The 15,688-nt window shown below is 48.1% G+C and carries 16 protein-coding genes; 14 read left to right on the top strand and 2 right to left on the bottom strand.

The window, feature by feature from the left end:
* Positions 1 to 186: 186 nt before the first annotated feature.
* From OLMES_RS05400 to OLMES_RS05375, 6 genes are all read left to right on the top strand, one after another.
* On the top strand, positions 187 to 1,224 hold the full coding sequence (locus OLMES_RS05400; protein ID WP_087460317.1) for a helix-turn-helix transcriptional regulator: 1,038 nt from the start codon (positions 187 to 189) through the stop codon (positions 1,222 to 1,224).
* Between the two features lie 193 nt (positions 1,225 to 1,417).
* Positions 1,418 to 2,446, top strand: a complete 1,029-nt coding sequence (locus OLMES_RS05395; protein ID WP_087460316.1) for a hypothetical protein — start codon at positions 1,418 to 1,420, stop codon at positions 2,444 to 2,446.
* Between the two features lie 92 nt (positions 2,447 to 2,538).
* Positions 2,539 to 3,597 (top strand): putative solute-binding protein, encoded by a 1,059-nt coding sequence (locus OLMES_RS05390; RefSeq protein WP_198343226.1) that lies wholly within the window; start codon positions 2,539 to 2,541, stop codon positions 3,595 to 3,597.
* Positions 3,598 to 3,778: 181 nt separating this feature from the next.
* A complete protein-coding gene (gene oxyR / locus OLMES_RS05385) occupies positions 3,779 to 4,675 on the top strand; it encodes a DNA-binding transcriptional regulator OxyR (RefSeq protein WP_087460315.1) in 897 nt (298 codons plus the stop codon).
* Positions 4,676 to 4,923: 248 nt separating this feature from the next.
* The gene (locus OLMES_RS05380) at positions 4,924 to 5,175 is read left to right on the top strand and encodes a hypothetical protein (protein ID WP_087460314.1); all 252 of its coding nucleotides are present in this window, start codon (positions 4,924 to 4,926) and stop codon (positions 5,173 to 5,175) included.
* Positions 5,176 to 5,393: 218 nt separating this feature from the next.
* On the top strand, positions 5,394 to 5,648 hold the full coding sequence (locus OLMES_RS05375; RefSeq protein WP_087460313.1) for a hypothetical protein: 255 nt from the start codon (positions 5,394 to 5,396) through the stop codon (positions 5,646 to 5,648).
* 79 nt (positions 5,649 to 5,727) lie between these two features.
* On the opposite strand, the gene OLMES_RS05370 is transcribed toward OLMES_RS05375, so the two are convergent.
* Together OLMES_RS05370 and OLMES_RS05365 are read right to left on the bottom strand one after the other, a co-directional pair.
* Positions 5,728 to 6,009, bottom strand: a complete 282-nt coding sequence (locus tag OLMES_RS05370) for a peptidylprolyl isomerase (RefSeq protein ID WP_087460312.1) — start codon at positions 6,007 to 6,009, stop codon at positions 5,728 to 5,730.
* Between the two features lie 59 nt (positions 6,010 to 6,068).
* A complete protein-coding gene (locus tag OLMES_RS05365) occupies positions 6,069 to 6,641 on the bottom strand; it encodes a DUF4124 domain-containing protein (RefSeq protein WP_087460311.1) in 573 nt (190 codons plus the stop codon).
* 196 nt (positions 6,642 to 6,837) lie between these two features.
* Between OLMES_RS05365 and OLMES_RS05360 the strand changes: the two genes are divergently transcribed.
* The 8 genes from OLMES_RS05360 (at position 6,838) to OLMES_RS05325 (ending at position 15,615) form a co-directional block, all read left to right on the top strand.
* A complete protein-coding gene (locus tag OLMES_RS05360) occupies positions 6,838 to 7,287 on the top strand; it encodes a response regulator (protein WP_087460310.1) in 450 nt (149 codons plus the stop codon).
* A gap of 9 nt (positions 7,288 to 7,296) precedes the next feature.
* Positions 7,297 to 9,024 carry a two-component system response regulator gene (locus tag OLMES_RS05355; RefSeq protein ID WP_087460309.1) on the top strand — a complete coding sequence of 576 codons (1,728 nt, stop codon included), beginning with the start codon at positions 7,297 to 7,299 and terminating at the stop codon, positions 9,022 to 9,024.
* Between the two features lie 9 nt (positions 9,025 to 9,033).
* Entirely contained in the window at positions 9,034 to 9,585 is a 552-nt protein-coding gene (locus tag OLMES_RS05350; protein ID WP_087460308.1) for a TRAP transporter small permease, read from the top strand.
* Positions 9,578 to 10,900, top strand: coding sequence for a TRAP transporter large permease (locus tag OLMES_RS05345; protein ID WP_087460307.1), 1,323 nt, complete (start codon positions 9,578 to 9,580; stop codon positions 10,898 to 10,900). The genes OLMES_RS05350 and OLMES_RS05345 overlap by 8 nt, the downstream gene beginning before the upstream one ends.
* A gap of 354 nt (positions 10,901 to 11,254) precedes the next feature.
* Positions 11,255 to 12,391 carry a TRAP transporter substrate-binding protein gene (locus OLMES_RS05340; RefSeq protein WP_087460306.1) on the top strand — a complete coding sequence of 379 codons (1,137 nt, stop codon included), beginning with the start codon at positions 11,255 to 11,257 and terminating at the stop codon, positions 12,389 to 12,391.
* A gap of 162 nt (positions 12,392 to 12,553) precedes the next feature.
* Positions 12,554 to 13,006 carry an ATP-dependent zinc protease family protein gene (locus OLMES_RS05335; protein ID WP_087460305.1) on the top strand — a complete coding sequence of 151 codons (453 nt, stop codon included), beginning with the start codon at positions 12,554 to 12,556 and terminating at the stop codon, positions 13,004 to 13,006.
* 61 nt (positions 13,007 to 13,067) lie between these two features.
* Positions 13,068 to 14,282 (top strand): beta-ketoacyl-ACP synthase I, encoded by a 1,215-nt coding sequence (gene fabB / locus OLMES_RS05330; RefSeq protein ID WP_087460304.1) that lies wholly within the window; start codon positions 13,068 to 13,070, stop codon positions 14,280 to 14,282.
* A gap of 196 nt (positions 14,283 to 14,478) precedes the next feature.
* Positions 14,479 to 15,615, top strand: coding sequence for a hypothetical protein (locus OLMES_RS05325; protein ID WP_087460303.1), 1,137 nt, complete (start codon positions 14,479 to 14,481; stop codon positions 15,613 to 15,615).
* Positions 15,616 to 15,688: the final 73 nt, after the last annotated feature.

The following is a 15,688-nucleotide window of genomic DNA, read 5'->3' as shown; positions in this document are numbered from 1 at the left end:
CTCGGTCAGGTAAAATTGTGCGCAAGTCTAAAATCAAGTGCCAAATTTTGCATTTTAGGAACAATGTCAAACCAATACATTGGTTCAAATGACGCCATCAAATTGACCAGAGTGGATTTGCTTAACGCCTTTTAATTAGTACACTTGTCTATAATGAATTGATTTTCTGGGCGTAATAAAAATAACATGTCGAAAACTTCTACACACCTTAATGAACTTCGCTTTCCGGGTAACTACCTGGATATTATTGTCCGGGCATGGTCACAAGCAGGCCTGCCCACTGACGAAATCATCAAAATCGCCACAAAACAAGGCAGGGTGCCTGTCAGCGCCAGTCAACCAATAAATGGCGAAGATCTTCTCTTCCTGTTCGGCATTGCCCAACCCTATTTACCCCAAAATGAGCCGTTCAGCCTCACTTTGTCGGAACAGTTTAATTTCACGAGCCTCGGTGACCTGGGATTAGCCGTGATTACAGCCGAAAACCTGAAGCACGTACTGGACCTGTTCGTACGGTATCACAACCTTTATATACCGGGGTCGGAGGTAAATTACTGGTTTACCGGAGAAACAATCCATTTGGGCATCAACGTCAGTGATTGTTTCGCAGAGATGCAAGCCTTTCTCGAAGAAGTGGTTGTTGCCGTCATCGTCAGATTTTCCGATTACTTTAATAGTAACCTGCAACCCACTTCCGTGAGCTTCGCTCACCCCAACACTTACCCTATCGAGGCTTATAAAAACTATTTCAAATGTCACGTTGAGTTCAATGCGGACAGCACAGAGCTTGAATTTCCCTTAATGTCCTTGAAGGCCTCAACCTCAATGGCAGAAGCCAATACCCACGCGGAACTGGAACGTAAACTCAGTGCCGCACTGGAACAACAAACAAAAACATTGAGCTGGACCGAAAAAATCAGGGTCGCCTGGCAAAATTCTACAAGTGCCGGGGTAACCGCAACACTGGAAGATATTGCCAATCAGTTTAATGCCAGTGTCCGGACTCTGGAACGACGCTTGGAAAAAGAAAATACAAGTTTCCGAAACATTGTTGCCGAGGCCCGCCTTTCCCAAGCCAACGATTTACTGACAAACACTGACATTCCCATATCCGTCATTGGTTTCCTGGTCGGTTTTCAAGACAGCACATCCTTCTCCCGCTTTTTCAAGCAATACATGGGAGTAAGCCCCAATCATGTCCGGGCGCAGGCCGAGAAGCCCTGACCCGGCTACACAACACCAAAGCAAGACAAGATTACAAAAAATATTAATTGAGTCACAAATCAGCACCGCTGTCGTAAGTTGCCAAGTGTGTGGCAGAAACCGACATGATTACCTGTACATTTTTTGGCAAAGTGGCCGGTCAAGATACCGGCTTACAGATTGTTACAATCCAAAACTCAAGGATCCAACCATTATGTACCCTGAACGTATCCGCAGAACCATGCAATATGCAATACTTCTAATGATCTCCGTACTGACCGGTTGCAGCACTCAGCAACTGCATAATCAAGGTGCGGCTTTCCTGGAAGGTTTTGTTGAAACCTCTGTCACACAGCATATGCTAACCTTGAGTGATGTCGATCAGAGCTGTCAGCTCGGCAGCAGCATGGGCCCGGTTTTCTTTGCCACACACAGCATCACCGACGCACCTCCGGCAACGCTATCACTACTTTACCTTTTGTCCGCAAACTGCAGTGAACAACAAGCATTTGAAGCGGAGTTCCGATCATTAAGAGCGCTTCAGGATGGCCGTCCAACTGAAGCAAAAGATGCCAGAACCGCACAAAAACGCTGGTTAAAATTGACGGCAGAACGGCGGAACCTGAGCTTCAAGTACGCCCTGGAAGCCAACAACTACCCTTACGACGAAGCCAGCTCCAGCTGCCCGACCTTCACCTCTGACCAGCAGGAAATGGTCTTTCTTCTGGGGTTGTTAACCGGGCTGCAAGCGATTATCAGCGATGCCGGTGCCGAGATGCGAGCCAATGTACCACGCAACATTGCCGCTATTGCAGCACGGGCCTCATACTGCCTTGACGATCAAAAATGGGGTGGCAGTCCTGCCTCAATTCGTTCAGCTATCTGGGTTCTGCTGCCAGGCCTGAATGCGGAAAACCAGGATGCCTGGGCCATTTTAGACGCCAGCTCCAAGCAGAGCCTGAATTTTGGCATCCGCATCCCCGTTGCGCTCCATGCGACAATGGCAGAAACATCCAACAATTTACCACAACTCGAAAAATCCCTGAGTTATCTACAACAGGAAATTCAGCCGAACCCTGATTATTCGCTGCTGGATGCTATTGCGCTATCCCACATCACGGCGATATCAGACCGTATCTGGACCCAGGCGAAAGGCGAACGAACCCCATTTGGCCGTTTAGGCTTTTTGCCAGATCACGTCGATGAAGACGCTAACGATGAACAGCTCGACGATTTGTTATGACACAGGTCAGGTTGCGACCTTTAGCATGATCAGCCTTACAGATCAGGCAATTTCAGCATGAGCGCAAACGTCCAACTAACCGGAGTATTTCGATGAAAAGATTTTTAGTATTGGTATTCACGCTGGTAACCATGCTGAGTACCCATTCATATGCCGAACAAGACCAGACTTCTGCGGGAGAAATGCCAGTAAGGCTTGAACTGGCAACGGCAATCAAAAAAAGTATTTGTGTCTACGATCCACTGGGTAAAAAAGGCGATATCTATAATATCGTGAATGACTATGCACTGGACATGGCCACAACTGGCGTACAATTTGAACTGATCCCATTTACTGATGAGAGTGTTGCCGTGGGTGACTTTCTCGCACGCCAGTGCGATATGATTGCTGCGACAGATATCCGGTTGCGTCCCTTCTCCAAGTTTGCCGGCACCATCAGTGCTGTAGGTGCCCTGCCCTCCACAGAAGATCTGCGCATACTGCTTCGGGCCCTGAACCGTCGCAAAGCCGAAAAATGGCTCGACAATGGTCGCTTTGCGGTCATGGGAATCTTTCCAATGGGTGCAGGTTATCTCTTTGTTGATGACCGCTCCATGAACTCGGCTCAGAAACTCGCCGGTAAAAAAATTGCGACACTAACGCACCACCCGGATGCCATGCACATGACCCGCTACGTCGGTGCGACACCGGTTCCGTCTGAAGTTACCACCTTCGGGGGCAAGTTCAACAATGGTTCCGTCAATGTCTGTTACGCACCGGCAGCGGCATATAATGCTTTTGAGCTGTACCGTGGTCTGGGTGAAAATGGTGGCATCATAAAATATCCATTAGGCCAGCTCACCTTGCTCCTGGTTTCTCGCAGCAATGAATTCGACCTGAATTTCAAACGCAAATCCCGCAGAACGGCAATGGGCATGTTCCACAAAGCATTCCATATCGTTCGGCAACATGAACTCAGTATTGACAAGAAATACTGGGTCGATATCCCGCAAAAAGACATCGATGGCTATCAGGAAATGTTCCGCCAAAACCGCATGTCCCTGCGTGATGAAGGGGTCTATGACGCCAAATTACTCAAAGTTATGCGAAAAGTACGCTGCATCAGCAACCGCGCGGCGCCAGAATGTGCCCGGGATGCGGACAGAGAATGATTCAAGTGTTCGAGAATTCAGGCCACCGGAAGCCACTTCCGGGGCCGCAATTCAGCATGCAATGAGACTTGCAGAGCCAACGCGGATGAGGCTACTATTAAAGCCGCGCACAGCAATACCTGAGTGCGCGATGCAGAACATGCCTGCCTGATCCGACCCAAACCAACTGGCTAATACAATCATGGTAAAACTGCGTGACCTTGAGTACTTGAACGCAATCGACAAGTACAAACACTTCAGCAAAGCTGCAGAAGCATGCTTTGTCAGCCAGCCAACCCTCAGCGGTCAAATCATGAAACTGGAGGATCAGCTGGGGCTGCAGTTAATTGAACGTCATCGCCGCAACGTTATGTTGACGCCGGCCGGAGAACAACTGGTGAAACAGGCGCGTCAGGTTTTGCAGGCTGCACACGAATTTGAAGAGGTCGCAAGGGCTCTGCTGGATCCATTGGCAGGTGATCTGCACGTGGGACTGATCCCTACTGTCGCACCTTACCTCCTGCCGCACATTATTCAAAATCTTAATACCAAACTTCCAAAAATAAACCTGTATTTGCACGAAGCTCAGACCAAGCATTTATTGCAAGAGTTAAATGACGGCCATTTAGACTTGATTATTCTACCCTGGCTTGAAGAAATGGATCGCTTTGAGCGTTACGACCTGTTTGAAGAACCCCTGTTACTCGCGGCCCCACACAACCATCCATTAGCCAAAAAATCAAAAGTCGCTCTCGAAGACCTGAATGACCAGCCAATTCTGACTCTGGAAGATGGCCATTGCCTTCGAGATCAGGCGTTAGGCTACTGTTTTACCGCCGGCGCCCGTGAAGACCACCGCTTTCAAGCCACCAGCCTGGAAACCCTCCGTTTCATGGTTGCAAGCGGGATGGGCATTACGATGCTGCCACAACTGGCGATCCAGAATCCTGATCAGGATGGATACCTCCGCTATATCCCTTTCAAGAACCCGGTTCCCAAGCGCCAGATTGCACTGCTCATACGCCCTAACTATTCAAGAATGGAATGCATCCGGGCCGTCGTGGCGTCCATACGCCAGTCAGTACAGAGCCTGTTTTAGAAAACCGATCTACTCCCCCCCTCCGGCAACGTGGTACCAATCTCCTCAGAGCAGGTTCAACGCCAAGTTGGCGTTGAAGATGTTTGCCTTACACAGAAAACGTAACAGTTTATGAACTTTGCATTACCAAATGTTTTTGGCTAGTCTTCTACAAGCTCGAAAATCGGAAATAAAGAAACGAGTCATTCAAGGAAGAGCTCAATAATATGAATACTAATAAAAATCCACACAGGAACAGGGGACGCGACATGATCGCCAGGATGACAACAATCCTCATGAGTGCTTTACTCGGCATTCTCGCTGTATTTATCGCGGCACTCATGTTCGCACAGTTCTACGAAATTCAATCCCAGCAGGGGCTTTATTCGTTACTGTATTTGAAAGTTTATTGTCTCAGCTCAGTATTGGCTGCCGTAATGGGCGGTATAGTTGGAAATGCACAATTCCAAGCCTGTGCCCGATATGATCGCCGGTATGGCGAAAATCAAAGCTCGCAATAAGACCAATGGCGTGTTGACCGGGTGCTAATAATGCTTAAAGTGCATTACTGATTTATGACAACGGTTTTTTACTGGATAGCAAAGACTCTAAAGACAGGAATGCGGACCGATGCAGTACATCGTTTAGTCCACAAACAACGCGGGTTGACCTGGACACAAAATCAAAGATCACCCGTTAAGTGATTATCGAAGACCTTAACTCGATAGGAAGTATCGCTATGATTCCAACTTGGCTAGAACAGACTTACCCAACTCATGGACGGATTACACAAGCATCCGACTTACATGTAATTAAAGAAGATACTGGCGAAGAACTCTATGTGAGTATGGACTGCCAGGAATTGGACGAATCCGGCACGACAATCGCTAAAATCCGGCTTTGGCACATGCATTGTGGCTTATCCGGCTACGAGAAGTATGATTTGCAGGGTAACTGCTTAGAACGAAAAATTACCGGGCCTCTGGGTAATTAATGTTGACTGACATAGTTTTCAATTAACACATTTTTACCCAAAGGCGTGAATATTAGGGTCTGTTGACCCTCGTTGTGTATTACTCAGTCCGGTTTGTCACTTCAACCAAGTGAAATCCGAACTGGGTCTTGACCGGCCCTTGCACTTGCCCTACCGGCGCGCTGAACACAACTTCGTCAAACTCTTTGACCATCTGGCCTGGCCCGAATTCGCCCAGATCTCCCCCCTGACGTCCAGATGGACACGATGAATGCTGCTTTGCAATTTCAGCAAAATCTGCCCCACCTTCAATTTCTGATTTTAGCTGTGAACATAACTCCTCAGAGTTAACCAATATGTGACGTGCAGATGCTCGTGGCATAATTTTGCTCCTGTGCAAACATAGTAAGTTTAGGTGAACCGAAGCGCTTTACGCGGTTATTATTGCGGTAGTCTGCGCCTCTTCTTGCGCAATTGATACAACTCATCCTGAGCTTTACCCACTTCGGTGTAATGGCGACGACGGATATCCGAAATCTGATTCTGAATATCCCGCTTTTTGTCCCGCAAATCCTGTCGGGTATACTTCGCAGATTTATCCCGCCAGGCCCGATCCAGATCAGATCGAACGTCAGCAAGCTCCTGCTCCAATCTCTGAATGGTGTCATTGAAGTCGTTTTTCAACCGTTCAATTTTCCGTTCCTGTGCAACGATAGCACGATCCAGTTCACGAACCTGACGATCTCTGGCCATATCTTCGGTCAGTTTTTCTATTTCTTGAGTGCTCGGTGCCTGGGCGGGCTTTGATGGTGCGGGCGTGATTTTGATATCCATTTCCTGGGCGCCATCGCCACACACCTCATCAGAATAAACGGTTTTCCCATTCACGACACATTTGTAGATTTTCGCGCTAGCATTGATACTACACAGCATCAGAAATGTACATGCGACACAGCAAATGATCCACCTAACCACGCTTGCCACAACAACCTGATTTATACGGCATTCCATCATTCCGGTCCCCTACGGACAATACGGTTTTCACTTAGTGTAGCTTATTCCTGACACTTGGCCTGAGCAGCCTTCTATTTCCAAGTCAAATACTTGGAGGAATTTACCCAGAAAATAAACTACACTAAAAGTTGGCCTTGGGGTATTCGATAGCGAAAGATCCCAGAACAGAATAAGTCCCAAAAAAGGACAAGGGGAAATGAATTCCATAAAGATATTACTCGTAGAAGATAACTGCGATGAAGAAGAGCTGGCGATGCGCGCACTGAGACGCTCCGGTATTACCAATGAAGTGTGCGTCGTCAGGGATGGCCAAGAGGCCATAGACTACGTTTTTGCCCAAGGCCCTCACGCTGGCCGTAAAGATATCAATGATCCCTATGTGATTTTGTTAGATATCAATTTACCCAAGTTAAATGGGCTGGAAGTGTTGAAACGTATTCGTGACAACGAAGCGACAGCGTTGATTCCCGTCGTTCTCTTAACGTCCTCGGACGAAGAGAGGGATATGGTCGAAGGTTACAAGCTCGGCGCCAATAGTTACATTAACAAGCCTTATGATTTTTCCGAGTTTGCGAATCAAATGAAAATGCTGGGAACTTATTGGCTTGATATCAATAAGTTTCCTCCGATAAAAGCCAGAGATTGACTGAATAAGATGAAACTACGCCTACTCATAGTCGATGATTCAGAAGATGATGTATTTCTTCTGGTACGTACCCTGAAATCCGGGGGGATTGAGCTTGAGTATCGGCATGTTGAAACTGCTCTTGAACTTATGCAGGCATTAAAAAGCAGCAGCTGGGATATGGTCATAACCGATCACAACATGGTTGGCTTCACTTCCAAAGAAGCTCTGCAAGTGGTGCGCAAATTCAGCGAGGATTTACCGGTCATAATCGTGTCCGGTGAAATCGGTGAAGATGTTGCCGTAAATGCCATGTATCAGGGTGCCCAAGACTACATCATGAAGGACAATCTGGCGCGACTGATTCCGGTAATACACCGGGAAGTCAAGCTGAATGCCGACCGGAAAGCGAAACGGGACGCAGAAGAGAGCCTGCAGTATCTGGCCTACCATGACAGCTTGACAGACCTTGTCAACCGCGCCGAATTCGAGCGTTGCCTGGACCACGCGGTACAAATGGCAAAACTGGAAAAACAAAGCAGTATCCTGATGTTTCTGGATCTGGATCAGTTCAAGCTGGTCAATGATACCTGCGGCCACGTCGCGGGTGATGAACTTCTGGTCAAAATTACCCGACTGCTTAAACTGCACACACGGGAAACGGATACACTTGCCCGACTCGGCGGAGATGAATTCGGAATTTTACTGAATCATTGCCGCAAACAAGAGGCCGTGACAACTGCTGAACGCATTCGCTCAGAAGTCCAGGACTGTCGCTTTGTATGGCAAGATAAGCCGTTCAATATCACGATCAGTATCGGCATGGCCGAAATTACAGACCAGCTGCAAAATCACCACGAATTGCTCAGTTGCGCAGATATTGCCTGCTATGTTTCGAAGGACAAAGGCCGCAATAATATTACGTGGTACAATCCCAATGATAACGAGTTCCATCAGCGCCGTGCGGAAATGCAATGGGCCCCCAAAATCAAACGAGCCGCAGAAGATGATAAGTTTGTTCTGTTTCACCAACCGATGGCCAATTTGCAGCAGGATCTTGGGCCACACTGGGAATTTCTGGTTCGACTGAAAGATGATCAGGATCTCGTTCCTCCTGGCGCATTCATCCCCGCTGCCGAGCGCTATAATTTAATGCCGATTATCGACCGCTGGGTTGTAAAACACGTCTTTCACTTTCTGCAACACAGTGGTTTGGGGTACAAAGATCAAGGCACCTATTTTATAAATTTGTCCGGTTCGACCCTCAGCGATGGCTCATTTTTTGAGGACGTCAAACGGTTACAGGAAGCATCCGGGTTATTACCAGAACGGATTTGCTTTGAAATAACTGAAACTGCAGCGATTGCGAATTTGGTCGATGCAGTACAGTTCATTGAAGATATCCGGGAAAAAGGATTCAAGTTCGCGCTCGACGATTTCGGCGTTGGACTGAGTTCATTCTCCTACCTGAAAACAATTCCGGTAGATTATCTCAAAATTGATGGTAGTTTTGTAAAACGCATGCTCAGTGATCCCATTGACCGGGGTATTGTTGAGGCCTGCAACCAGATTGGTCATGCTGCGGGACTACAAACCATTGCCGAGTTTGTTGAAGATGAAGCTACGATGGATGCGCTACGTAATGTAGGGGTCAATTTCGCTCAAGGATTTGGCATCGCCAAGCCGGGTCCACTGCCAACGCTCTGGCTGGACAATCCATCAGATTCCCCATCACCTCAACATAATGCAAACACTTAAGGATTAGTCATTAATTGGATTTCTGATTTTGCTCCCATCCGGTACTCGAGCCAGTTTCTGCACAACATCAATAGCTGGCTTATCCTTCCCGGACTGCTCATCCTGATCATTGCAGATGTCGTTGCACGCTCCTGGCTGAATACGGCAATCAGCTGGGGTCATGAGGTCAGTGAATATTTGCTACTCTGCCTGTTTTTTGCTTCGATCCCCTGGTGCCACCATCGCCAGGACTTACTCAAAGTAGATTTGATTTACACACGTAGCAACACAGCTATGCAATGCGCTCTCGCCCTGCTCTCCGAGACCTCAGTGCTGCTACTGGCAATAATTATTGCCTGGCAAGGCTGGCTCGCCACCGAAGAAATGCGAGAGTACGAGGATACAGCAAACAGCATTGATATGCCGCTCTGGCCATTTTCAGCACTCACGTGTATTTGCGGCATGCAGCTTCTACTACAAGCAATATTAAGGCTGATTGACGCTTTTAGAGATTGTTCGAAGCAGCCAACTCAATCCGGCAAGCCCGGCGATACAGAAAAGGTTCGCGTACACAATGAGTGATATAACAACCGGGAGTGATATGACAACCGGAATCGTTGTTATTGGCGGTATGTTGTGTGCCATTCTGCTACGGGTACCTGTCGGGGTTGCACTCGCACTGAGCGGCATCGCAGGCAATTGGCTCTTGCTCGGACAAGAACAAGCCCTGGCTCAAGTGCAACTGGCAAGTTGGGAAGTTGGCACCAATTTTCTACTGGTTTCATTGCCTCTGTTTGTCCTGATGGGGCAGTTAGCCCATGAGGCCCGAATCGCAGAAGATCTCTACGATTGTGTCTACAAGTGGTTCGCCCGTCTGCCAGGAGGGCTGGCATCGACTTCAATCATCACATCAGCGGGCTTCGGTGCAATTACCGGTTCCAGTGTTGTCACGGTCAGCACCATGGGTAATATGCTGATGCCTGAACTCAAGAAATACCACTACAATTCCGCAATAGCATCAGGATCTATTGCCTCGGCAGGTGTACTGGCGATTCTCATCCCCCCCAGCATACCACTGGTATTCTATGGTGCCTGGACAGAGACTTCGATCGGAGACTTGTTTATCGCCGGAATAATCCCGGGATTATTGCTCACCCTGATTTTTTGTGCCTACATCACAATCCGATGCCAGCTCGACCTGAGCAAAGGCCCTCCCGGATTGACTTCACCGCTCTCCGTGCGACTTCGCTCCCTATACCGGCTGCTCCCGGTAGCACTTGTATTTACAGTAGTCGTTGGCGGGATCTATGGTGGCTGGGTAACGACAAGTGAAGCGGGTGCTATTGGTGTTGTGGGCGTTTTGATTGTTGGTATTCTCAAGCGCCAGTTGAGCTGGCAGGCTCTGGCGCGCAGCCTGAGTCAGAGCACACAACTATCGGCAAATATATTCTTGTTTTTTATCGGCGGCGTGTTGTTCAGTCGATTTTTGGTCTTAACCGGGATTACACCTGAAACAATCTCTTTATTGTCTGATTCTTCGTTCCCACCCTGGTCCATTATGCTCGGACTGGTCTTACTTTACCTTTTGCTGGGTGCAATACTCGATACCTTTGGCATGATTATCATTACCCTGCCCCTGGTTTTCCCGATCGTGACTGGCTTGGGGTACGACCCGGTCTGGTTTGGTATTTTCCTGGTACTTATGATCGAAATGGCATTAATTACCCCCCCGATCGGCATCAATGTATTTGTACTTCGAAAGGTTGTACCTGATATTCCCATCTGGACAATTTACGAGGGCTGCCTACCTTACATTGGACTCTGCCTGGTTATGGTGATGATCCTTATTGCGTTTCCAGAACTGGCATTGTGGTTGCCCTCCACAATGAAAAACTAAGGACGTGCGTCAGGGTGAAATTTAGCACCTTAAGTTCAGCTCCTTTATAGTACAAACTTGGCAATTCAGACTTTGATCCTATTGAACTGGAAAACAGATTCGCTCACTATTGATTTCACAATCGTCGACCCACTGACTTGATCAAAAGGAACCTGGCTTCAATTAAATACAGGTTCTTTGTTAGAGCAGAAGATGCGCTTAGGGAGATTCTGGACGAACACTGACCAGGGGCTGATGCCCCTGATACTCAAAAGAAAATTTAATAAAAAGTTCTGCAAAAAATCCCTATAAGTAATTATTATTTTTGGCATGACTCACAAGCCCTACACCTAACGATTATAACTCGAGGTTTCCATGTCCTTCCCGAAAATACAGGCACTGCGTCATATTCCCCTGATATCAATATTGTTGATGCTCTGCTCAAACACCCTCGCAGAGACGACCAATGCGTGGCTGAGCAATACAACGCCCGTGATAAAAAATCCGACAGCCATCCAGTTTCGCTTTGCCCACCCCGCTCCGCCAGTGTCACAATTGCCTCCGGCATTGCAAAAAGGCTTTGACTGGCTGGCAGCGAAAACCGCGAACACGCTGACGATTGAACAGTTTGGTGGTGGTGTGTTGTATGGGATGAAAAACGGCGTGAAAGCCATTCGATCCGGCATAGCCGACTACGGAACCTGTTACTCCGTCGGCGAAAGCTCCGGCTTTGAATATGCACGAACCTTTCATACACCGTATGTGATGCCTGACAATCCCTATTTGTCCGCCCGGATTCTTCATGAACTGGCGCCAAAATACAGCGCGCTTGAGTATCAAAAACGGGGTGTCCAGCTTGCGCATATTATACCCATGCGCCCAATGACATTGATGAGTACCAGCCCGATCCGGACCCCCCAGGATCTCAAGGGCAAACGGGTCATATCGTATATGAATGCGCCTGGCGCTTCGGACAGACTTGAATATGTCGAATTGAAAATACCGTTCCCTGAAATTTATACGGCCTTGCAACAGGGGCTCGCAGATGTCGTTATCTGGTCTGACCTGGGCTTCATTCCGTTCAAGATTTTTGAGCATGCGAAATACTACACCCCGATCAATGTGTCGATCGGAACCATTGAAACCTGCATAAATCGTAAAAGTTTCAAGAAATTATCACCTAAAATCCAAACAATTTTCGCAGAATTCCAGCAAAAATCGGTGTTACCGATTGTTAGCAAAGAAGTCAGTTTCGCCGAAAATGCCAAGGTGATCTATACCGAAAACAAAGTCGAATACCTCAACCTGACCGATACCGAGAAAAGTGCATGGGAAGCCGCCTTCGAACCCATTCGCGAGGGCTGGCTGGATGAATGTGAGGAAGAAGGCAAGCAATGCCGAAAAATGGTTCAGGAGATCCGGAATCTTCGCAAAAAATATGCAATGCTATCTGACGAGGAATTGATCGACCTAATTGTCAATCATCCCGTTGCAGGTATTATGAAAAACTGACGATTGATTAAATGAAGGAACTATTGTCGTTGACCAAATTGCAACTTTGGTAAATTATAATCCACTGGAAAGATAACTATCGATTGCCCGCCTGATCATACCAGGATGGTAAATTGAATTTAATTCGGCTTTGGACAGCAAAGCCCAAAATGAGTTATGTGGATGGACAAGCTTAAAATTCTGGGCTGGAGAGAATGGTTCTCGCTACCCGAACTCGGTATTACCTCAATCAAAGCAAAAATAGATACGGGTGCCCGCACCTCTTGCCTGCATGCCTTCGAAGTTGAAGGTTTTGAAAAACCGGATGGCTCACCTTATGTCCGGTTTAAAGTGCATCCGATTCAGGACAATCTCGATGCTGTGATCGAGTGTGAATGCCCGGTAGTCGATCAGCGAACCGTGTCAGACTCTGGTGGTCACAAGGAACTGCGCTATGTCATCCAGACTACAGCGGTCTGTGGTGATGAACAGTGGCCCATTGAGATGACCCTGACCAATCGTGATACCATGCGTTTTCGCATGCTTCTTGGCAGAACAGCTATGGAAGGACGTTTCGCAGTAGACCCTGAGAGTTCCTATCTACAGAGCAATCCCGACCAGGAAACAGAATCCTGAGTTCAGTTGAACAGCAACTTAGGATAAAATAGAGTCGACGTGAAATAGAAGAAGAGAACACATGCGCAGAGTCGTAGTAACAGGAATGGGCATCATCGGATGCCTGGGAAACGACATTGAAACAACGCTGGAGAGTCTGAAAACAGGCCGCTCAGGCATCACATTCAATGAAACCTACAAGGAAAAAGGTTTTCGCAGCCAGATATCAGGCTCAGTGAAACTCGATTATGACGGGTTGATCGAACGAAAAGTAAAACGCTTCATGGCCGACTCCAGTGCCTTTGCCTATTTGGCAATGGAACAAGCTGTCGCAGATGCGCGTCTGGACGAGACTCTGGTATCCAGTCCTAGAACCGGGATTGTGGCGGGATCAGGTGGCGCATCATCAGCAGTGCAAACCACAGGAGCAGAAACCTTAAAGGAACGGGGCGTTAAAAAACTTGGCACTTACAATGTACCAAGAATCATGAGCAGTACCGTTTCAGCCAACCTTGCTAACGCATTTAAGATTAAAGGGATAAACTATTCAATCTCATCAGCCTGCGCAACCAGCACACACTGTATTGGTCATGCAGCAGAACAAATCAAGCTTGGCAAGCAAGATATCGTCTTTGCTGGGGGGGGTGAAGAGGAGCATTGGTCACAGACCATGTTCTTCGACGCAATGGGGGCACTCTCCACAAAATACAATGATACCCCGCATACCGCTTCCCGACCTTATGACGAGACACGCGATGGGTTTGTTATCGCAGGCGGTGGCGGCATTGTTGTTTTGGAAGAACTCGAACACGCATTGAAGCGGGGTGCAACAATCTACGGTGAAGTTGTCGGTTATGGCGCTACTTCCGATGGTTATGATATGGTCGCGCCGTCAGGGGAAGGCGCTGTACGCTGTATGCAAGAGGCACTCGCGACAATCGAGGGCTCCGTTGATTACATCAACACCCATGGAACCAGCACTCCGGTTGGCGACATTACTGAACTAAAGGCAATTCAAGAAGTATTCGGCAGTAGTATCCCGAAAATATCGTCGACCAAATCTCTTTCCGGCCACTCACTTGGTGCAGCGGGTGTGCACGAAGCAATTTACAGCCTGCTCATGATGCATCACGGATTCATCGCTGCCAGTGCCAATATCGAAACACGCGCAGAAGGTGCCCATGATATGCCTATCGTCACCCACTGCGAGAATGGAGTCACACTGAATCAAGTCATGTCCAACAGTTTTGGCTTCGGCGGCACAAACGCATGCCTGGTCTTTAGAAAACCAGCCTAAGGCCTCACCCTATCGAAAGATACCGTTCATCAACATGAAGTACGGTATCCCCCCTCCCTTGACTCACATCAACACCTCGCACCCCACACTGCACTAGACTAGAACCTCGACACGATGAGCTTATCCAGACATTGAAGGCGGGTTCTCTGGTAGCGCTCACCGCCTGAAGATTCAACGCATAACTAGAGCCAAGGGCATGGGTACAGAACTTCATCACATAAAAAACAGTATTCGATACCCGAGTGTAAACCTTTCCAACGGGGATCGACTCTACCTTCCGGTTACCTCCAAAGCGGGAAAAGATACGTTGATCTGGGCTGCGCAGCTTAATCATCTGGATCTGCTATGCAACGGTACGTCACTCCACTACCATGATGACCGCAGCCTGAATTCCACCGCGTTTGCCGACGCCATACGGAATAATCGCCGCAGAAGCACGCTCGGTCTCGCCTTGATACTCCCCACAACACACGAAGCGTGCCCCCCCCTCTCCCCCGAGCCACAAACACGATCTTTGGAAACATTACCGGTATCAATATCCAGAAAGAGCCTGGATGCGTTACTGAAAGAAATCCGCTTAATGGGGACCCTTTTAACCAAGCACCAGGCTGTTTCTTATTTGTTCCTGCATCAAAATATCAGCCGGTCGCTATCCCCGGAAGAACTTACAGAGTTAATGTTCTACCTCAGCAAATGTTTTTCACTGGATCATAGCAAAGACGCCCGAAATGTCATTGAGCTGGATATCAACCGACTGGATGACAGCTTAATCCCTTTACTCAAAGGACTCGGTTTTAATCACATCTGTTTCACTGCCGAGAACATCCCGGACCGGCTCGCCAGCCTTCAAGCGCTCCGGGATTCGATTGATCTCATCCGGGCTTACGACTTCTCCACCATCAGTTTTCGACTGGATTATAAAAACATCTCGGGGCGTAACAGTCGGACAGACACATTAAATCGGGTTACTACGCTGCTGCCTGATCGAATCTGCTTGCCTGAATTGCTGGATATCGATTTTAATGACAAGTGCAATTTGACACTGAAAACGAGCGAAACCAAGCAGATACAAAATACGCTGACCCGAGCCCGATATCAGAACTTTGGCTTTGGTAACTTTAGCCGTGGCAACCTGAGCCGTGAAGGCCTGCTCAAAGCCCCCGAGAAACAAGACTGGCACCTGGATGACTTGATAACTTTAGGTCTTGGCGGCTGCAGTATTGTCGATAACCTGATTGCTCAAAATTGTTCACAGTTCAGCGAATACCTCCAAACGTTGGCTGACAATCAACTTCCCTTCCATCAGGGAGGATACATCACGCGCACACGCTAGCCCCGATAGAGAAATCAGATACCCCGAAGTTGGTGCAATAAATCAGTGCACTATCGACCAAGGATGGATTGAC

This window comes from Oleiphilus messinensis, from assembly GCF_002162375.1.
Classification (GTDB): domain Bacteria; phylum Pseudomonadota; class Gammaproteobacteria; order Pseudomonadales; family Oleiphilaceae; genus Oleiphilus; species Oleiphilus messinensis.
The sequence above is the reverse complement of the archived record's forward strand: the minus strand, read 5'-3'. Positions and strand labels throughout refer to the sequence as shown.

Excerpts from the sequence above, each read along its gene's own strand:
- OLMES_RS05325 (WP_087460303.1), top strand. The coding sequence starts at position 14,479 with ATGGGTACAGAACTTCATCACATAAAAAACAGTATTCGATACCCGAGT.
- OLMES_RS05335 (WP_087460305.1), top strand. The coding sequence starts at position 12,554 with ATGGACAAGCTTAAAATTCTGGGCTGGAGAGAATGGTTCTCGCTACCC.
- OLMES_RS05395 (WP_087460316.1), top strand. The coding sequence starts at position 1,418 with ATGTACCCTGAACGTATCCGCAGAACCATGCAATATGCAATACTTCTA.
- OLMES_RS05375 (WP_087460313.1), top strand. The coding sequence starts at position 5,394 with ATGATTCCAACTTGGCTAGAACAGACTTACCCAACTCATGGACGGATT.
- OLMES_RS05390 (WP_198343226.1), top strand. The coding sequence starts at position 2,539 with ATGAAAAGATTTTTAGTATTGGTATTCACGCTGGTAACCATGCTGAGT.
- OLMES_RS05360 (WP_087460310.1), top strand. The coding sequence starts at position 6,838 with ATGAATTCCATAAAGATATTACTCGTAGAAGATAACTGCGATGAAGAA.
- fabB (WP_087460304.1), top strand. The coding sequence starts at position 13,068 with ATGCGCAGAGTCGTAGTAACAGGAATGGGCATCATCGGATGCCTGGGA.
- OLMES_RS05365 (WP_087460311.1), bottom strand. The coding sequence starts at position 6,641 with ATGATGGAATGCCGTATAAATCAGGTTGTTGTGGCAAGCGTGGTTAGG.
- OLMES_RS05340 (WP_087460306.1), top strand. The coding sequence starts at position 11,255 with ATGTCCTTCCCGAAAATACAGGCACTGCGTCATATTCCCCTGATATCA.
- OLMES_RS05345 (WP_087460307.1), top strand. The coding sequence starts at position 9,578 with ATGAGTGATATAACAACCGGGAGTGATATGACAACCGGAATCGTTGTT.
- OLMES_RS05380 (WP_087460314.1), top strand. The coding sequence starts at position 4,924 with ATGATCGCCAGGATGACAACAATCCTCATGAGTGCTTTACTCGGCATT.
- OLMES_RS05355 (WP_087460309.1), top strand. The coding sequence starts at position 7,297 with ATGAAACTACGCCTACTCATAGTCGATGATTCAGAAGATGATGTATTT.
- OLMES_RS05370 (WP_087460312.1), bottom strand. The coding sequence starts at position 6,009 with ATGCCACGAGCATCTGCACGTCACATATTGGTTAACTCTGAGGAGTTA.
- oxyR (WP_087460315.1), top strand. The coding sequence starts at position 3,779 with ATGGTAAAACTGCGTGACCTTGAGTACTTGAACGCAATCGACAAGTAC.
- OLMES_RS05400 (WP_087460317.1), top strand. The coding sequence starts at position 187 with ATGTCGAAAACTTCTACACACCTTAATGAACTTCGCTTTCCGGGTAAC.